The organism is Burkholderia sp. PvR073, from assembly GCF_054055695.1.
Genome location: NZ_JBSRXO010000006.1, coordinates 338,667 through 355,657, shown reverse-complemented (window position 1 = coordinate 355,657; position 16,991 = coordinate 338,667). Strand labels below are relative to the sequence as shown.

The following is a 16,991-nucleotide window of genomic DNA, read 5'->3' as shown; positions in this document are numbered from 1 at the left end:
CGCGCGCCGCGGTGCGTCACGGATAGAAGATCTGGACGCGGAAATTCGAGGCGGGCATGCCGTTCGTGTCGAGACGGACGACCATCGTCTGCGTCGTGCCCGGCGGCAGCCCGGCGTCGATCGGCGTGCCCGGGCGCACGTAGTCGCGCGGCGCGAGCACGCGGCGCACGGTTACGTGATTCGTGTCGTCGAGCAGCGTCAGCTCGAGCGACGGGTAGGCGAGCGCGACGTGGTAGCGGTTCGTCAGCGGCACCTTCAGCTCGAGCATGCGCGGGCCGTCGATCTGGCGCAGGTCGGTCGCGTCGAGCCGCAGGCCGTCGATCGCGCGCGGCGGCGTGAGCTTGCAGCCGAGCGGCGCGCATGCCTGCCGGAACCAGCTCTGCGTGACGGGCCAGTAGATCATCACGGTTTCGCGCTGCCACCACGCGAGTTGCGCGACGAGCAGCACCGCGAGCGCCACGGCGACGAGCCCGCCGAAAAAGCCGCCGAGCATCCCGCGTCGCTGCGGCGCGCCCGTCTCCCGCGTCTCGCGCGTCACGGCGAAATGCGGGCGGTCGTCATCGGTTAGGGCGGCGGGGAACGGTACGGCCGGTTGGACGGCCGGTTGGACGACCGGTTGGGCGACCGGTTGCGCGGCCGGTTGGGCTGCCGGTTCGCTGGCGGCCGCGGTCGGTGCGGGCGCGCGTTCGTCGGCGTGGATGTCGGGTGCTGATTCGGGTTCGGATTCGGATATGGCTTGCGCCGGCCTGAACGCGAAGCGCGGTTCGCGCGGTGCGTGCTCGTCGTCGGGCACTGCGAAGTGCGCGTTGCCAACCGGTTCGGCGGGCTCCGCTGCGGCTTGTTCAATCGATGGCGTGTGCGCGACGAAGCGCGGTTCGCGCAGGTCGGGCTCGACTGTCGGGGCGGCGAGCGACGTGCCCGATGCGTCGGTTTCGGGCAGCGTCGCCTCCGGTTCGGCGGGTTGCGCGACTGCAGCGTGCAGTTCGGCAGGGACGGACGCAATCGGTGCGGGCGTGCCGGAAAGGCGAACGACACCGGCCTCCATGGCCGGCAGCGCGAGCGGTACCAGCGGCTCGGCGCGTACGGTCTGCACGGTGTGCTGCAAGGATGGATCGACGCCGGCGTCGAGCCACGGCGCCCACATGTCCCAGCCTTCCGGCTTGTAGTCGATATCGGACGCCGGCTCGACCGGGGCGTCGGTGGCGAAGAGCCGCGCGGGGGCGGCGTCGTGTTGCGGGGCGGCGGCGTCCGGGCCGGCCGGTGCCGCTTCGGTCAGCGCCGGGTCGGGCTGCCGCGCCGGATCAGGTACGAGCGACTGCGATGCGTTGAAGACCTGGTGGCAGTGTCCGCAGCGCACGAGCCCGTCATGCAGCGAGAGCTGTTCCTGCTGCAGCCGGAAGACGGTTTCGCAATGAGGGCAGCGCGTCGCAAGAAGCATGTCGAGCCGGGCGGCCTGCTGGCCAGAGTGAAGGACAGCGCTATTCTAATGGCTTTCGCGCCGGGTTCCCGCGAGGCATACCCAACCTTCGTGTTCGCGCCAGACCGAGATGTCGACGTAGCGCGCATAGACGGCTGCGACTTCGTCCGCCTGGCGCGCGAGCACGCCCGACAGCGCGATGCGCCCGCCCGGTTTCACCTTCGATGCGAGCATCGACGCCATCAGCTTCAGCGGGTTCGACAGGATGTTCGCGACGACGATGTCGAATTCGCCGGTCGGGCACGCGTCGGGCAGCCCGTACGTGACTTCCGCATGGTTGCGTTCGCTGTTCTGCCGCGCCGACTCGACCGCCTGCGGATCGATGTCGATGCCCACCACGGGGTTCGCCCCGCATTTCCGCGCGAGGATCGCGAGAATGCCCGAGCCGCAGCCATAGTCGAGTACCGACTGGCCGGGCTTCACCGACTGTTCGAGCCATTCCATGCACAGGCGCGTGGTCGGGTGGCTACCGGTGCCGAAGGCGAGACCGGGGTCGAGTTCGAGGATCAGCGCGTCGGGGTCGGGCGCGTCGTGCCACGACGGCACGACCCAGATCCGCTCGCCGATCGGAATCGGCTCGAATTGCGACTGCGTGAGCCGCACCCAGTCCTGTTCCTCGACTTCGCGCACGTCGAACTTCGGCGTCTCGGCGACGCCGATTTCGTTCACGGCGGCCGCGAGCAGCACGGCCGGCTCGTGATCGGGCGACAGCAGCGCGATCACACGCGAGTGCTGCCACGCGGTGCGATCGGGAACCAGGCCTGGCTCGCCGAAGAGCGGCTGTTCGTCGGGCGTGTCGGCGTCGGCGTCTTCGACGGACACCGACAGCGCGCCGAGTTCGAGCAGCGCGTCGGACAGCGCCTCCGCATGCTCACGGGCCAGTTCGACGACGAGTTCGCGATAGCTCATGCTTACGCTTCTTCCGGTGCGACCTGCTGCTTCTGGGCGAGCCGGTGTTCGAGGTAGTGGATGCTGGTGCCGCCTTCGACGAACTTCGAGTCGATCATCAGCTCGCGGTGCAGCGGAATGTTCGTGTGGATGCCTTCGACGACCATTTCCGACAGCGCGATGCGCATCCGGCGGATCGCCTGGTCGCGTGTCGCGCCGTAGGTGATCAGCTTGCCGATCATCGAATCATAGTTCGGCGGCACGAAATAGCCATTGTACGCATGCGAGTCGACGCGCACGCCGGGGCCGCCCGGCGTATGCCACGACGTGATCCGGCCCGGCGACGGCGTGAACTTGAACGGATCTTCCGCGTTGATCCGGCATTCGATCGCATGCCCGCGGAACTGGATGTCGCGCTGGCGCAGCGCGATCTTCTCGCCGGCCGCGATGCGGATCTGTTCCTGCACGATGTCGACGCCCGTGATCATCTCGGACACCGGGTGCTCGACCTGCACGCGCGTGTTCATCTCGATGAAGTAGAACTCGTTGTTCTCGTACAGGAATTCGAACGTGCCCGCGCCGAGGTAGCCCATCTTCTTGCACGCGTCCGCGCAGCGGTCGCCGATGCGCTCGATCAGGCGGCGCGGAATGCCGGGCGCCGGCGCTTCCTCGATCACTTTCTGGTGACGGCGCTGCATCGAGCAATCGCGCTCGCCGAGCCAGATCGCGTTCTTGTGCGCGTCCGACAGCACCTGGATTTCGATGTGGCGCGGGTTCTCGAGGAACTTCTCCATGTACACCTGCGGGTTGCCGAACGCACGGCCGGCTTCCTCGCGGGTCATGTTGACCGCGTTGACGAGCGCGGCCTCGGTGTGCACGACGCGCATTCCGCGCCCGCCGCCGCCGCCCGCCGCCTTGATGATGACCGGATAGCCGATCGCGCGCGCAATCTTGACGATCTCCTTCGGATCGTCCGGCAACGCGCCTTCCGAGCCCGGCACGCACGGCACGCCGGTCTTGATCATCGTCTGCTTCGCGGTGACCTTGTCACCCATCATGCGGATCGTTTCCGGGCGCGGCCCGATGAACGTGAAGCCCGACTGCTCGACGCGCTCCGCGAAATCGGCGTTCTCCGACAGGAAGCCGTAGCCGGGGTGAATCGCCTCGGCATCGGTGACTTCCGCGGCGCTGATCAGCGCGGGCATGTTCAGGTAGCTCAGGTTCGACGGGGCGGGACCGATACAGACGGCTTCGTCCGCGAGGCGCACGTACTTGGCTTCCTTGTCGGCTTCCGAGTAGACAACCACCGTCTTGACGCCGAGTTCGCGGCACGCGCGCTGAATGCGCAGCGCGATTTCACCGCGGTTGGCAATGAGGATTTTTTCAAACATAGCGAGTATTCGTCTCTTCGAGGGGCGCGCGAACGGCGCCTGGCGAGCATCGGCGGCGCGCGGCCGGCAGGGCCGCGCGGCGGGCTTAGCCGATCACGAAAAGCGGCTGGCCGTATTCGACGGCCTGGCCGTTCTCGACGAGGATTTCCTTGATCACGCCGGCCTTGTCCGACTCGATCTCGTTGAGCAGCTTCATCGCTTCGATGATGCAGATCGTCTGGCCTTCCTTGACCGTGTCGCCAACCTGGACGAACGGGTCGGCGCCCGGCGACGGTGCGCGATAGAACGTGCCGACCATCGGCGACGTCACGACGTGGCCCTGCGGGACGGCCGGTGCGGCTGCCGCGCCTGCGGCCGGCGCGGCGGCGCCGTCGGTCGGCAGCGCGGCCGACGGGGCGGGCGCGCTGACCTGCGGGGCAAACCCAGCCGTCTGCTGCACGTAGACCGGCGGCGCGTTCTTGACGATGCGCACCTTGCCTTCACCTTCCGTGACTTCCAGCTCGGAGATGCCGGATTCGGAAACGAGGTCGATCAGAGTTTTCAGCTTACGAAGATCCATCGGGAATTCCCCTTTCAATACGTGAAAGCGCCGGTTAGGGGCCGGCGCTGAATCTAGATCGCGAAATCAGCCGCGCGACGCGCCTTGCAGCTTGTCCAGCGCGTACTCGAGCGCGTACAGATAACCTTTCCAGCCGAGCCCGCAGATGACGCCTTCGGCCTGGTCGGAAAAGTAGGAGTGATGCCTGAACGCTTCGCGGCGGTGCACGTTCGACAGATGAATCTCGACGAACGGGATGCCTACGCCGGCGATCGCGTCCCGGATCGCGACGCTGGTGTGCGTATACGCGGCGGGATTGATCAGGATGAAATCGGTCTGTTCCTGCCGCGCGGCCTGGATGCGGTCGACGAGCGCGCCTTCATGGTTGCTCTGGAACGACGACAGTTCGGCGCCGGCTTCCTGCGCCCGCGCGGCAAGCGCCTGATCGATCTGCGCGAGCGTGACGCGGCCGTACACCTCCGGTTCCCGGGTGCCGAGAAGGTTCAGGTTGGGGCCGTGCAGCACCAGCAATCGTGTCATGGTCGCTTCTATTTCTGCGGAATTGCGCGAACTTTAGCGCTATTTAGAGAAATTTGTCTAGTTTTGCCGAACGGCCAGGCGCGCCGGACCTGCAAGAATTACCGGTGGAGCGGCAAAGTATCGGTGAATTCACGCGAAATTGCGGCGATCGACGCACAAATCGCCGCCAACGTGCGGGCGGCCGTTCAGGACGATCACAACGCGTCGAGGGTCTTTCTCAGCTCGGCCGGCTGGATTTGTCCTAATTTTGTCTCGCGAATCTTGCCGGTTTCGTCGATGACGACCGTGAATGGCAGCGCGCCGGCCGTATTTCCGAAATTACGGGCCAGATCGGCGCCCGCATAACCGCTGACGAAAACCGGATAGTCGACCTTCACCTTCTGGAGAAAGTTCTTCACGTTCTGGTCGGAATCGACGCCGATCCCGATGAAGCGGATGCCTTTCTGCTTGTATTGATGCGACAGCGCGACGAGCTCCGGCATCTCCTCGACGCACGGGCCGCACCACGACGCCCAGAAATTGACCACGACCTTCCGGCCCTTGAAGGAGGCGAGCGACGCCGGCTTGCCGTCGACGCCGGTCAGCGACGCGGCCCACAACTGGTCGACCGGGTTGCCCTGCGCGGCGGGCGCCGCGACGGCGACGCCGTCATCGGCGCTGCCGCCGCGGAACCAGTGGCCGGCGGCGAGCCCGCCGGCGATGGCGGCGGCCGCGACCACCGCGAGCGCCAACATGCGTTTCTTCATCATCGTCGAATCATTCCGGTTCGGAAGGAGCGTTGCTGGCCTCGAGCAGCGCGCGCAATGCGGCGGCGTCCGCGCGCGGGACCCGGCCGCGCGCGTCGGCCTTGACCGCGCCGCGCAGGTCGTCGCTCGCGTAGAGCGCGACGTGAATGCCGATCGCGTCCACGTCGCGCCGCGGGCGCCACAGGAAGCTGAGCGTCTCGACGTCGGCGCGGCCGGCGAAATGTCGCGTCTCGGACACGTCGTACTGAACGTTCTGGTTCAGCAGGTAGATCGCGACGTCCTTCGGGTTGTCGGTGAATATCTGCAAATGGATGTCCGAATGTTCGTTCGCGGTACCGTGCAGCACCGCGCCCGTCACATACGGATTGAACTCGGCGAGCCGGCGCATCCAGTCGAGCGCGATCTCGCGCAGGCGGCGCAGTTCGTCCGGCTGCGTGTCGCTCTGGAACAGCGCGAGATACTCGCGCAGTTCTTCCTCGATCAGGTCGTTATCGGGCAGCCATTCGCCGGCAACGCGCGTATCGCCGAACAGCTGGCGCGCGGCCTTGCGCTTCGCGCTGGCGTAATCGAGGCCGTCCTCCGCGATCAGGCGGGCGGCGGACTGGGCGATTTCCTCGCGGGCGCGCCGCGGGTCGACAAGGGGTTTGCGAGACATGATCCGGCAATCATACTCGATCGCCGCCACGCCCGAACGCGGTGCCGGTGCGTGCCGCGGGCAGCATCCGCGATCCGTCGTTCGGGCCGCCGGGCATGGCGGGCCGTCAGTTACAATGGCGGTCTTTGTGTCGCGGCGAAAGTCGTTGGCCGGGCGGCCTGTCCGGCGTGCCGCAGACCTTCCTTTCCGAATCGACGGCGCCCGGCGGCGCGAAAGCATTCATCTATGCACATCCACATTCTTGGCATCTGCGGCACCTTCATGGGCGGTCTTGCCGTGCTCGCGCGCGAGGCGGGCCACACGGTGACGGGTTGCGACGCGGGCGTCTATCCGCCGATGAGCACGCAGCTCGAGGCGCAGGGCATCACGCTGATCGAGGGCTACGGCGCCGAGCAGATCGATCTGAAGCCCGATCTGTTCGTGATCGGCAACGTCGTCACGCGCGGCAACCCACTGATGGAGGCGATCCTCGATCGCGGCCTGCCTTACGTGTCCGGCCCGCAATGGCTCGGCGAGCACGTGCTGGCGGGCAAGTGGGTGCTGGCGGTCGCGGGCACGCACGGCAAGACGACCACGTCGTCGATGCTCGCGTGGCTGCTGGAAGATGCCGGCCTGAACCCGGGCTTCCTGATCGGCGGCGTGCCGCTGAACTTCGGCGTGTCGGCGCGGCTGACCGATTCGAGTTTCTTCGTGATCGAGGCCGACGAATACGATACGGCGTTCTTCGACAAGCGCTCGAAGTTCGTCCACTACCGGCCGCGCACCGCGGTGCTCAACAATCTCGAATTCGATCACGCCGACATCTTTCCGGATCTCGCCGCGATCGAAACGCAATTCCATCATCTCGTGCGTACCGTACCGGGTGTCGGCCGGATCGTGACCAACGGCCGTTCCGACGCGCTGGAGCGCGTGCTCGCGCGCGGCTGCTGGAGCGAGGTCGAGCGCTTTGGCGTCGACGGCGGCTGGCAGGCGCTGCCGGCCGAGGACGGCGTGCCGGTCGACGAACGGTTCGCGGTGTATTCGCAGTCCGAGCGCGTCGGTGCGGTCGCGTGGCAGGTGCAGGGCGACCATAACCGGATGAACGCGCTCGCGGCGATCGCCGCCGCGCGCCACGTCGGCGTGCCGCCCGCCCAGGCCGCCGAATCCCTCGCATCGTTCCGCAACGTGAAGCGGCGCATGGAAGTGCGCGGCAGCATCGACGGCGTGACCGTCTACGACGACTTCGCGCACCATCCGACCGCAATCGAAACCACGATCGCCGGCCTTCGTGCGCGCATCGGCCGTCAAAATTCCCGCATTCTCGCGGTGCTCGAGCCGCGCTCGAACACGATGAAGCTCGGCGTGATGAAGGCGCAACTGCCGGCAAGCCTCGCGGACGCCGACCTGGTGTTCGGCTACGGCGCGCCCACCGGGCGCGACGTGCTCGGCTGGAACCTCGCCGACGCGCTCGCGCCGCTCGGCGACAAGGCACATGCGTTCGACGATCTCCATTTGCTGGTGAAGTCGGTCGTCGAGGCCGCGCGTCCGGGCGACCACGTGCTGGTGATGAGCAACGGCGGCTTCGGCGGCGTGCACCAGAAGCTGCTCGACGCGCTCGGGAGCCGCGCGTGATCCTGTACCTGCACGGGTTCCGGTCGTCGCCGGAGTCGCAGAAGTCGCGGTTGCTCGCCGCGCGCATGGCCGAGCTCGGGCGCACGCACGAGTGGCGCTGCCCGTCGCTGTCGGTGTCGCCGCTCGATGCGATCGCCGTGGCGGAAGCCGAGGTGGCCGGTGCGCGCGACGTGACGGTGATCGGTAGCTCGCTCGGCGGCTACTACGCGACCTGGCTGGCGGAAAAGCACGGCTGGAAGGCGGTGCTGCTGAATCCGGCGATCGTGCCGCAACGCGATCTCGAGCAATATCTGGGCGAACAGCCGTTGTGGCACGGCGGCGGCTCGATCGTCGTCGAACGCCGTCACCTGCAGGAGCTCGATGCGCTGCGCGTGCCGGCGATTTCGCGGCCCGAGCGCTACTATCTGTTCGCGGCGACGGGCGACGAAGTGCTGGACTACCGCGAGATGCTCGCCCATTACCCGGGCGCGAAAACGCGCGTGATCGAAGGCAGCGATCACGGAATCAGCGAATTTGCCGACTATGTCGACGACGTTCTCGCTTTTTGCGACGACACGACGTCATGAGCCCGGCGTCATGCCGATCGAATTCCCATCATCATGCGGCGCCGCCGATGCGGCGCCCGGCAGTCTGAACGAGAGTACTGAGTGAACGTTTTCTTCGAGGAATCGGGCAGTTTCAAGGCGGGCAGCGTGCTGTCGCGCCAGGGCGACGCGTTTCAGGTCGAGTTGCCCGGCGGGCGGCGGGCGAAGGTGCGCGCAAAAGACGTGCTGATCGAATTCGAGAAGCCGGCCGCGAGCGAACTGATGCAGGAAGCCGACACGGCCGCGCAGCAGATCGACCTGGATTTCCTGTGGGAATGCGCGCCGGCGGAGGAATTCACCTACACGGCGCTGGCCGCGGAATACTTCGGCGCGACCTACGGCGCGGTCGAGCGCGCGGCGCTGGTGCTGCGGCTGCACGGCTCGCCCGTCTACTTCCGCCGCAAGGGGCGCGGCCAGTACCAGCGCGCGCCGGAAGACCAGCTCAAGATGGCGCTCGCGTCGCTCGAGCGCAAGCGCCAGCAGGCGCTCGTCCAGGTCCAGTATGAAGAGGAACTGAAGGCCGGCAAGCTGCCGGAGGCGTTCGCGGGCAAGGTGCTCGGGCTGCTGACGCGCCCGGACAAGAATGCGATCGAATACAAGGCGCTCGAGGCGGCGGCCGGTGCGCGCGGCGTGTCGCCGGCGCGGCTGATGCTCGACTGCGGCGGCGTCGCGTCGGCGCGTGCGCTGCACGAGGCGCGCTTCCTCGCGGAATTCTTCCCGCACGGCACGGGCTTTCCGCCCGTCACGGTCGGCCCGCTGCCGGACGACCTGCCGCGCGCGAATGTCGAGGCGTTCTCGATCGACGACGTCACGACGACTGAAATCGATGACGCGTTCTCGGTCGAGCACCTGGCCGACGGTCGCGTGCGGATCGGCGTGCACATCGCGGCGCCGGCGCTCGGCATCGTGCGCGGCGACGCGGTCGATGCGATCGCGCGTGCGCGCCTGTCGACCGTCTACATGCCGGGCGACAAGATCACGATGCTGCCGGACGACGTCGTCGACGTGTTCACGCTGAAGGAGGGCGACTACCGCCCGGCGCTGTCGCTGTACATCATCGTCAACCGCGAGACGCAGGACATCGTGGCGAACGAGACGCGCGCCGAACTCGTGTTCGTGAAGAGCAACCTGCGCCACAACACGCTCGACGAGCTCGTCAACGAAGAGACGCTCGCGGCCGGCACCGGCGACTACCCGCACAAGGACGACATCGCCGTGCTGTGGCCGCTCGCGCAGGCGCTGTTCGAGAAGCGCCAGGTCGCGCGCGCGGGCTATGGCCTGAAGCGCGAAGTGCAGCGCAACACCGACTACAACTTCTACGTCGAAGGCGAGCACGTGACGATCACGCCGCGTCGCCGCGGGTCGCCGCTCGACCTGATCGTGTCGGAGCTCGCGATCCTCGCGAACTCGACGTGGGGTGCGTTCCTGCACGATCACACGGTGCCGGGCATCTACCGCTCGCAGCGCGGCTTCGGCGCGCCGGGCCCGAAGCGCACGCGGATGCAGACGTCGGCCGCGCCGCACGAAGGCCTCGGCGTCGCGCAGTACGCATGGAGCACGTCGCCGCTGCGCCGCTACGTCGACCTCGTGAACCAGTGGCAGCTGCTCGCGTGCGTGCAGCACGGCGTCACCGCGAAGCTCGCCGCGCCGTTCAAGCCGAAGGACGCCGACCTGTACGCGGTCGTGCAGGGCTTCGACGACACCTATACCGCGTACGCCGACTACCAGCGCCGGATGGAATACTTCTGGTGCCTGCGCTGGCTTGCGCAGGAGCAGAGGAAGCAGGTCGTCGCGAGCGTCGTGAAGGGCGATCTCGTGCGTCTCGAGGAAATTCCGCTGCTGCTGCACGTGCCGGGGCTCGGCGTGCATGCGCGCGGCACGCGCGTGCTGCTCGACGTGATGTCGCTCGACGAGCTGACGATCGAGGCGTCGGTGCGGCTCCTGAACGTGCTCGACGCGCCGACCGTGACGAGCGGCGAGGCGGCCGAGGACGAAGACGAAACCGAAGGCGGCGACGACACGCTGGTCGATGCGGAAGACGCGTCGGCGCAAACCGAGGCCGAAGCGCTGGCCGAATCGGACGGGGCGGCGGCCGAAGGCGACGATGCCGCGACCGGCAACGGCCAGGCAAGCGAAGAGGGGCGCGCATCATGACCGCGATCGCGCCGACGAGCGGCGCCGACCGCTACGTGGTGTTCGGCAATCCGGTGGCGCACAGCAAGTCGCCGTTCATCCACGCGCAGTTCGCGGCGCAGACGGGCGAGGCGATCACTTACGAGCACCGGCTCGCACCGGTCGACGGCTTCGAGGCCGCCGTGCGCGCGTTCGTCGCCGAAGGCGGTCGCGGCGCGAACGTCACCGTGCCGTTCAAGCTCGACGCGCATGCGCTCGCCGACACGCTGTCGCCGCGCGCGGCGGCGGCCGGCGCGGTGAACACGCTGCGTATCGACGCCGACGGCAGCATCCACGGCGACAACACCGACGGTGTCGGCCTCGTGCGTGACATCGAATTGAATCTTGGCGTGTCGCTCGCAGGCGCGCGCATCCTGCTGCTCGGCGCGGGCGGCGCTGCCCGCGGTGTCGTGCTGCCGATGCTCGACCGCGCACCGCTGTCGATCACGATCGTGAACCGCACCGCGAGCAAGGCCGAGACGCTCGTCGGCCAGTTCACGCAGGCCGCGCACGATGCGGGCTGCGTGCTGGCGGGCGGCGGCCCGGACACCGTGCGTGCCGAACCGTACGACGTGATCGTCAACGCGACGGCCGGCAGTCTCGACGCGGCGCTGCCTGAGTGCGACGCTGCCGCGTTCGGCGCGGGCACGCTGGCCTACGACATGATGTATGGCGCGCAGCCGACCGTGTTCATGCAGCATGCGGCGTCGCTCGGCGCACGCACGGCCGACGGTCTCGGCATGCTGGTCGAGCAGGCGGCCGAATCGTTCTTCATCTGGCGCGGCGTGCGGCCGGACGGCGCACCCGTGCTGGCCGCGCTGCGCCAGGCGCTCGCGGCGGCCTGAGCGGAGCGCGGCAGGTGGCGGCGGTAAGCGGCGCGCGGCGCATGCGCACGGTCAGCCCGACCCGCTGGGTCGTCTATGCGGGTTCGGTGTTCGCGGGCGCGTGGCTCGCGACGCAGCTGTTCTATCTCGTGCAGATCGCGCTGTGGTCGTTCATCAATCCCGGTTCGACCGCGTTCATGCGTACCGACGCATGGTGGCTGTCGCGCGACAAGCCGCCCGCGCAGGTCCAGCACCAGTGGGTGCCGTACGACCAGATCTCGCGCAACCTGAAGCGCGCGCTGATCGCGTCGGAGGATTCGACCTTCGCGACCAATAACGGCTACGACGTCGACGCGATCCTGCAGGCGTGGGAGAAGAACAAGGCGCGCGGCCGGATCGTCGCGGGCGGCTCGACGATCACGCAGCAGCTCGCGCGCAACCTGTTCCTGTCGCGCGAGAAAAGCTACATCCGCAAGGGGCAGGAGCTGATCATCACGTGGATGCTCGAGACGGTGCTCGACAAGGAGCGGATCTTCGAGATCTACCTGAATTCGGTCGAATGGGGCCGCGGCGTATACGGCGCCGAGGCCGCCGCACGCTATTACTACCGGATTCCCGCGAACCGGCTCGGCGCGTGGCAATCGGCGCGCCTCGCGGTGATGCTGCCGAAGCCGCGCTGGTTCGACGCGCACCGCGGCTCGGCCTACCAGGCGCAGCGCGCGGCCGTCATTGCCCGCCGGATGGGTGCAGCCGAGCTTCCGCAATCGCAGTGAGCGGCGCGCTCGCGCCGTTGCATTGTCCGTTCCGTCGCCGACGCGCCATTGGTGCGCTGCAGCGCATGCGTGTCGCCCGCATTTCGGGCCGTATCCTTTAGACGAAATCGTCTATTTCGCTTTGCTGAGCAATGCCCGCGGCCGCGCGATTTTGTTTGCCGATATGGCACGAAATCCGCGCGGCTTCCGCATTCCAACGGTCATGCGCCCACCGCTGAAAGCCGGCTGAAAAACGATGGTGTGCGAATCGAAGCATTCCTGAAAGGTGTGCACCGCACCGACCCGCGCTCGAATATTTCCAAATTTTTCAAAGCCGACCCGCTCGCGTATATTGGCCAGCGCCTCGGCTTATCGGCCGCAATCGAGGCGGGGGGCGGCGTACCCGGCTGCTCGACACAAAAAACATTCGAGAGAAGGAAAGCAACGATGCCAGCGAGCAAAGCGAAGCTGTTGTTGGGAGTTGTGTTCTCTTCGCTGATTCTGACGGCCTGCAACGACGACGTGACGTCGTCCGCCGCGGCAGGTACCGACAATTCAGCCGATCCCGCCGCTCAGGTGGACAGGCCGTACAACGATCCCAACAGTTATTCGTCGAGCGCGACCGCGTCGCTCGATGCGTCCGCCGCGGTCGAGAAGGCCGCCGTCACCCATCACCAGATCACGCTGAACGGCCACACGATCCGCTACACGGCGACCGCCGGCCACCTCGTCGCGCGCAATCCGCAGACGGGCGCGCCCGAAGCGTCGTTCTTCTACATCGCGTACACGGCCGACAACCAGCCCGCTGCGAAGCGGCCCGTCACGTTCCTGTACAACGGCGGTCCCGGTTCCGCATCGGTGTGGCTGCATCTCGGCTCGTTCGGTCCGAAACGGATCCAGACGGGCGACCCGAACGCGAACACCTCGACGTTCCCGTTCGTCGACAACGCGGAAAGCCTGCTCGATACGACCGACCTCGTGTTCGTCGATGCGATCGGGACCGGCTTCTCGGAAGCGATCGCGCCGAACACGAACCAGACGTTCTGGGGTGTCGACCAGGACGGCGGCGCGTTTCGCGATTTCGTGATGCGCTACATCACCGTGAACCAGCGCAACGATTCGCCGAAATACCTGTTCGGCGAATCGTATGGCACGCCGCGCACCGACGTGCTCGCGAACCTGCTCGAAACGGCCGGCGTGAAGCTCGCCGGCATCGTGCTGCAGTCGTCGATCCTGAACTACAACGCGAACTGCGACATGGCGAGCGATTACATCGGCAACTCGAACAACGGGTCGAGCCCGGTGAGCTGCGCGGGCTTCGTGCCGTCCTACGGTACCGTCGGCGCGTATTACCAGCTCGACAATCCGAACCCGTCGAGCCTGCCGCAGTATGCGGACCAGATGCGCCTGCTGACGGCCGGCAGCTACGCGCCCGCCGTGAACGCGTATCTCGCGAGCCACACGCCGCCCCCGCCGACGCTCGTCACGACGATGGTGAATTCGACCGGCGTGAAGCAGTCGCTGTGGAATGCGGACTTCAACGTGGTCCCGACGTTCTTCGACAACAGCTTCCAGGTGGCGCTGATCCCCGGCACGCTGATCGGCCGCTACGACGCACGCGTGAACGTGCCGTCGTCGAGCCCGCTGGCGGCCGACGGCGACCCGTCGAGCACGTTCATCACGAAGCCGTTCACCGACACGATCGGCAGCTACCTGCCGAACGTGCTGAAGTACAGCGCGCAGTCCGCGTATTCGCTGAGCAGCAACGCGATCAACACGTGGGACTGGTCGCACGACGGCCTCGCGATGCCCGACACGATCCCCGATCTCGCCGCGGCGCTGACGCTGAATCCGTCGCTGAAGGTGCTGTCCCTGAACGGCTATCACGACATCGCGACGCCGTTCTACCAGACCGAGCTGGACCTCGCGCGGCTCGGGTCGCAACCGAACCTGACGATCAAGGACTATCAGGGTGGACACATGGTCTATCTCGACGATACGTCGCGTCCGCAGGAGAAGGCCGACCTCGTGACCTTCTACAACGCGGCCGCGCACTGATGCGATGGGCGGACCTGGCGACGCGCGCCCGTGGCGGCGCCGTTCGTCGGCCGTCGACGACCTCATTCCAGACTGGAGCCTGACATGAAGAAACGTTTCATCGTCGTTGCCGCGGCGCTTGCATGCGCCGGCGCTGCAACATTCGCATCCGTGTCCGCGTTCGCGCAAGCGAGCGACGCCGCCACCCCGGCGCGGGCGCGCCAGGCGCAGCTCGGCGATCCGTACGTGCCGCCGGCCGCGCGCAAGCCGACCGCCGGCACGCAGACGACGGGCGCCGCGCTGCACGCGCAGGTGGTGCGCAAGCTCGCGCGGCAGTTCGGCACGGCCGATACGCAGAACACCGGTTCGATCACCGAAGCGCAGGCGCGCGCGGCCGGCCTCGGCTACGTCGCGAACCACTTCCGGCAGATCGACGCGAGCGGCAGCGGTCGCGTGTCGTTCTCCGACGTGCAGCGCTACATGCAGGCGCGCAGCACGACCCAGCAATAAGCGCGGCGCGGGTGGATAACGGGGGCGGAACCCGCGACGCGTCGCGTTCCGCCCCCGTGCACGTGGCACGGCCGTTTCACGGCGATTGCCGGTTCTTCTCAGTATCTGGACAACGCATTCAAATATTGGAGACGAGTGCGTGCGCTCCTACAATCCGAAGCACATCGACAGCTTCGGACCCACGCATCGCGCGGCGCCCGACGCACACGGAGACACATTCCATGAAGTTCGCCGGGCGCTTTCCTCGGTGCATCGACCGCCGCGTTGCCGCGACGCCCGACCTCGTTCCGGCCTCGCGACCGCGGCTTCACCGATTCCGCTGAACAGCCCGTTCCATGACCAAGATGCCCGATTCCCTTGCTCTCGACGCCCGGCGCGCGACGCCGGACGATGCGCCGCTGACCGACAGCATCGGCGCGACCAGCACGCCGCTCGATCTCGCCGCGCAGCAGGCCGGCACGCAGACACTGTTGCGCGGTCTCGCGATCCTCGAGGCGATCGCGAACGGCGCGCGCGACATGCGTGCGATCGGCGCCGCGCTCGGCACGACGCGCAGCACGACGCACCGTCTCGTCAGCAGCCTTGTGCAGGCGCGCTACCTGCGGCAGGTGCAGGGCGGTTACCTGCTCGGCCCGAAGCTGATCGAGCTCGGCACGATCGCGCTCGAGCAGATGCCGCTCACGGCGGTCGCGCGGCCGCACCTCGAGGCGCTCGCGGAAGCGACGCTCGACACGATTCACCTCGGCGTGCGCGACGGCGACGACGTGCTGTACATCGACAAGATTCCCGGCACGCGCGGCCTCGAGATGCGTTCGCGCGTCGGCCACCGGATGCCGCTCGCCTCCACCGGCATAGGCAAGGCGATGATGCTCGACCTCGATCCAGACCTGTGGCGCTCGCTGTTCGAAGCCGCGCGCCGCGCACTGGCCGGCGTCAATTTCAAGCCGGACAACCGGCCCGAGACGAGCGCGTTCCTGCAGCGCATGGCGCATTACGCGGCCGGTGGCTACACGTTCGACCTCGAGGAAAACGAGGCGTCGATCCGCTGCGTGGCCGCGCCGATTCGCGACGCATCGGGCGCGGTCGTCGCGGCCGTGTCGGTCGCGAGCACGATTCCGTACATGCCGCACGACCGGATGGATGAACTGATTCCGCTTGTGCAGCGCGAAGCGCGAGCCATTTCCGCGGAACTGGGCTGGAGCCCGCCGCAGGGTACCCGCAGGATCAAACGATGACCCATTCGACCCGGACCGCTCCGGACGCCAACTCCGCCGCCCCGTCGCTGATTGCGCTCGACTGGGGCACGACGTCGCTGCGCGCGTATCTGTTCGATGCGCACGGGGCGCTGCTCGACACGCGCAGCCGCGCGGCGGGCGTGATGCATGTGCCGGCCGGCGGCGCGCGTGCATTCGACGTCGTGTTCGAGGAAGCGTGCGGCGACTGGCTCGACCGCGCGCCGGGCGTGCCGGTGCTGGCCGCCGGGATGGTCGGTAGCGCGCAGGGCTGGCGCGAGGCGCCGTACGTCGCGGTGCCGGCCGGCGCCGACGCGCTCGTCGCGGGCCTCGTCACGGTGACGACGGCGCGCGGCACGGCGGTGTCGATCGTGCCGGGCGTGATCGCGACGGGCGAGTTGCCCGACGTGATGCGCGGCGAAGAAACGCAGATATTCGGCGCACTCGCGAACGATCCCATGCTTGATGCCGATCGTTCAGGGCTACTGATCGGCTTGCCGGGCACGCATGCGAAGTGGGCGTGGGTGAAGGACGGGCTCATCGAGCGCTTCCAGACTTTCATGACGGGCGAGCTGTTCGCGGCGCTGCGCGACCATACGATCCTCGGCCGCACGATGCGCGCGAGCCCGTCGCCCGACCGCGCGGCATTCGCGCGCGGCGTCGCGGTGGCACGCGGCGCGCAGCGCGCGGGGCTGCTCGCGACGATCTTCAGCACACGCACGCTCGGCCTGACCGACCGGCTCGCGCCCGATGCACAGGGCGACTACCTGTCCGGCCTGCTGATCGGCCACGAACTCGGCGCGCTCGACGCGATGCTCGCGGAGCGCGGTGTCGCGCTCGCGAACCAGCCGCTGCTGCTGATCGGCGACGACGGATTGTGCGCGCGCTATGTCGACGCGCTGCGCGTGTTCGGCTGCCTGCATGCGCGCGTCGTCGCGCAGGCGACCGAGCGCGGCCTGTGGCAGATCGCATCGCGTGCCGGACTCGTGCGCGCGGACGGCGAACCCGTCTGCGCCGATCAATGAACCGATTGA

Annotated in this window: 16 protein-coding genes; 9 read left to right on the top strand and 7 right to left on the bottom strand. The window is 67.7% G+C overall.

Features of this window, described 5'->3' with window-relative positions:
* Positions 1-16: 16 nt before the first annotated feature.
* The 7 genes from ACVK00_RS20520 to ACVK00_RS20490 form a co-directional block, all read right to left on the bottom strand.
* The gene (locus ACVK00_RS20520; protein ID WP_354122914.1) at positions 17-1,438 is read right to left on the bottom strand and encodes a DUF3426 domain-containing protein; all 1,422 of its coding nucleotides are present in this window, start codon (positions 1,436-1,438) and stop codon (positions 17-19) included.
* Positions 1,439-1,483: 45 nt separating this feature from the next.
* Complete coding sequence (gene prmA, locus ACVK00_RS20515; protein WP_284894921.1) at positions 1,484-2,386, bottom strand: 50S ribosomal protein L11 methyltransferase; 903 nt, start codon at positions 2,384-2,386, stop codon at positions 1,484-1,486.
* 2 nt (positions 2,387-2,388) lie between these two features.
* On the bottom strand, positions 2,389-3,756 hold the full coding sequence (gene accC / locus ACVK00_RS20510; protein WP_175744817.1) for an acetyl-CoA carboxylase biotin carboxylase subunit: 1,368 nt from the start codon (positions 3,754-3,756) through the stop codon (positions 2,389-2,391).
* A gap of 85 nt (positions 3,757-3,841) precedes the next feature.
* Positions 3,842-4,315, bottom strand: a complete 474-nt coding sequence (gene accB, locus ACVK00_RS20505) for an acetyl-CoA carboxylase biotin carboxyl carrier protein (protein WP_166722728.1) — start codon at positions 4,313-4,315, stop codon at positions 3,842-3,844.
* A gap of 66 nt (positions 4,316-4,381) precedes the next feature.
* Positions 4,382-4,834 (bottom strand): type II 3-dehydroquinate dehydratase, encoded by a 453-nt coding sequence (gene aroQ / locus ACVK00_RS20500; protein WP_284894920.1) that lies wholly within the window; start codon positions 4,832-4,834, stop codon positions 4,382-4,384.
* Positions 4,835-5,028: 194 nt separating this feature from the next.
* The gene (locus ACVK00_RS20495; RefSeq protein WP_284894919.1) at positions 5,029-5,583 is read right to left on the bottom strand and encodes a TlpA family protein disulfide reductase; all 555 of its coding nucleotides are present in this window, start codon (positions 5,581-5,583) and stop codon (positions 5,029-5,031) included.
* 7 nt (positions 5,584-5,590) lie between these two features.
* On the bottom strand, positions 5,591-6,235 hold the full coding sequence (locus tag ACVK00_RS20490) for a UDP-N-acetylmuramate--alanine ligase (RefSeq protein ID WP_228906800.1): 645 nt from the start codon (positions 6,233-6,235) through the stop codon (positions 5,591-5,593).
* A gap of 225 nt (positions 6,236-6,460) precedes the next feature.
* On the opposite strand from ACVK00_RS20490, the gene mpl reads away from it, so the two are divergent.
* The 9 genes from mpl to ACVK00_RS20445 all read left to right on the top strand — a co-directional run bounded on the left by mpl (position 6,461) and on the right by ACVK00_RS20445 (position 16,982).
* Positions 6,461-7,846 carry a UDP-N-acetylmuramate:L-alanyl-gamma-D-glutamyl-meso-diaminopimelate ligase gene (gene mpl / locus ACVK00_RS20485; RefSeq protein ID WP_435521215.1) on the top strand — a complete coding sequence of 462 codons (1,386 nt, stop codon included), beginning with the start codon at positions 6,461-6,463 and terminating at the stop codon, positions 7,844-7,846.
* Positions 7,843-8,412 (top strand): YqiA/YcfP family alpha/beta fold hydrolase, encoded by a 570-nt coding sequence (locus ACVK00_RS20480; protein ID WP_011655925.1) that lies wholly within the window; start codon positions 7,843-7,845, stop codon positions 8,410-8,412. Before mpl ends, ACVK00_RS20480 begins: the two co-directional genes overlap by 4 nt.
* An 81-nt stretch (positions 8,413-8,493) precedes the next feature.
* Complete coding sequence (locus ACVK00_RS20475) at positions 8,494-10,584, top strand: RNB domain-containing ribonuclease (RefSeq protein WP_284894917.1); 2,091 nt, start codon at positions 8,494-8,496, stop codon at positions 10,582-10,584.
* On the top strand, positions 10,581-11,447 hold the full coding sequence (gene aroE, locus ACVK00_RS20470; RefSeq protein ID WP_284894916.1) for a shikimate dehydrogenase: 867 nt from the start codon (positions 10,581-10,583) through the stop codon (positions 11,445-11,447). Before ACVK00_RS20475 ends, aroE begins: the two co-directional genes overlap by 4 nt.
* 14 nt (positions 11,448-11,461) lie before the next feature.
* Positions 11,462-12,199 carry a monofunctional biosynthetic peptidoglycan transglycosylase gene (gene mtgA, locus ACVK00_RS20465; protein ID WP_284894914.1) on the top strand — a complete coding sequence of 246 codons (738 nt, stop codon included), beginning with the start codon at positions 11,462-11,464 and terminating at the stop codon, positions 12,197-12,199.
* A gap of 426 nt (positions 12,200-12,625) precedes the next feature.
* The gene (locus tag ACVK00_RS20460; protein ID WP_284894912.1) at positions 12,626-14,236 is read left to right on the top strand and encodes a S10 family peptidase; all 1,611 of its coding nucleotides are present in this window, start codon (positions 12,626-12,628) and stop codon (positions 14,234-14,236) included.
* A gap of 84 nt (positions 14,237-14,320) precedes the next feature.
* Positions 14,321-14,725 carry an EF-hand domain-containing protein gene (locus ACVK00_RS20455; RefSeq protein ID WP_284894910.1) on the top strand — a complete coding sequence of 135 codons (405 nt, stop codon included), beginning with the start codon at positions 14,321-14,323 and terminating at the stop codon, positions 14,723-14,725.
* 335 nt (positions 14,726-15,060) lie between these two features.
* Positions 15,061-15,960 carry an IclR family transcriptional regulator gene (locus ACVK00_RS20450; RefSeq protein ID WP_006758899.1) on the top strand — a complete coding sequence of 300 codons (900 nt, stop codon included), beginning with the start codon at positions 15,061-15,063 and terminating at the stop codon, positions 15,958-15,960.
* Positions 15,957-16,982 carry a 2-dehydro-3-deoxygalactonokinase gene (locus ACVK00_RS20445; RefSeq protein ID WP_228906809.1) on the top strand — a complete coding sequence of 342 codons (1,026 nt, stop codon included), beginning with the start codon at positions 15,957-15,959 and terminating at the stop codon, positions 16,980-16,982. The genes ACVK00_RS20450 and ACVK00_RS20445 overlap by 4 nt, the downstream gene beginning before the upstream one ends.
* The last annotated feature ends 9 nt before the right edge of the window (positions 16,983-16,991 follow it).

What these genes read in the sequence shown, in the direction of transcription:
- ACVK00_RS20520 (WP_354122914.1), bottom strand. Translation starts at nt 1,438, where the DNA reads ATGCTTCTTGCGACGCGCTGCCCTCATTGCGAAACCGTCTTCCGGCTG.
- prmA (WP_284894921.1), bottom strand. Translation starts at nt 2,386, where the DNA reads ATGAGCTATCGCGAACTCGTCGTCGAACTGGCCCGTGAGCATGCGGAG.
- accC (WP_175744817.1), bottom strand. Translation starts at nt 3,756, where the DNA reads ATGTTTGAAAAAATCCTCATTGCCAACCGCGGTGAAATCGCGCTGCGC.
- accB (WP_166722728.1), bottom strand. Translation starts at nt 4,315, where the DNA reads ATGGATCTTCGTAAGCTGAAAACTCTGATCGACCTCGTTTCCGAATCC.
- aroQ (WP_284894920.1), bottom strand. Translation starts at nt 4,834, where the DNA reads ATGACACGATTGCTGGTGCTGCACGGCCCCAACCTGAACCTTCTCGGC.
- ACVK00_RS20495 (WP_284894919.1), bottom strand. Translation starts at nt 5,583, where the DNA reads ATGATGAAGAAACGCATGTTGGCGCTCGCGGTGGTCGCGGCCGCCGCC.
- ACVK00_RS20490 (WP_228906800.1), bottom strand. Translation starts at nt 6,235, where the DNA reads ATGTCTCGCAAACCCCTTGTCGACCCGCGGCGCGCCCGCGAGGAAATC.
- mpl (WP_435521215.1), top strand. Translation starts at nt 6,461, where the DNA reads ATGCACATCCACATTCTTGGCATCTGCGGCACCTTCATGGGCGGTCTT.
- aroE (WP_284894916.1), top strand. Translation starts at nt 10,581, where the DNA reads ATGACCGCGATCGCGCCGACGAGCGGCGCCGACCGCTACGTGGTGTTC.
- ACVK00_RS20460 (WP_284894912.1), top strand. Translation starts at nt 12,626, where the DNA reads ATGCCAGCGAGCAAAGCGAAGCTGTTGTTGGGAGTTGTGTTCTCTTCG.
- ACVK00_RS20455 (WP_284894910.1), top strand. Translation starts at nt 14,321, where the DNA reads ATGAAGAAACGTTTCATCGTCGTTGCCGCGGCGCTTGCATGCGCCGGC.
- ACVK00_RS20450 (WP_006758899.1), top strand. Translation starts at nt 15,061, where the DNA reads ATGACCAAGATGCCCGATTCCCTTGCTCTCGACGCCCGGCGCGCGACG.
- ACVK00_RS20445 (WP_228906809.1), top strand. Translation starts at nt 15,957, where the DNA reads ATGACCCATTCGACCCGGACCGCTCCGGACGCCAACTCCGCCGCCCCG.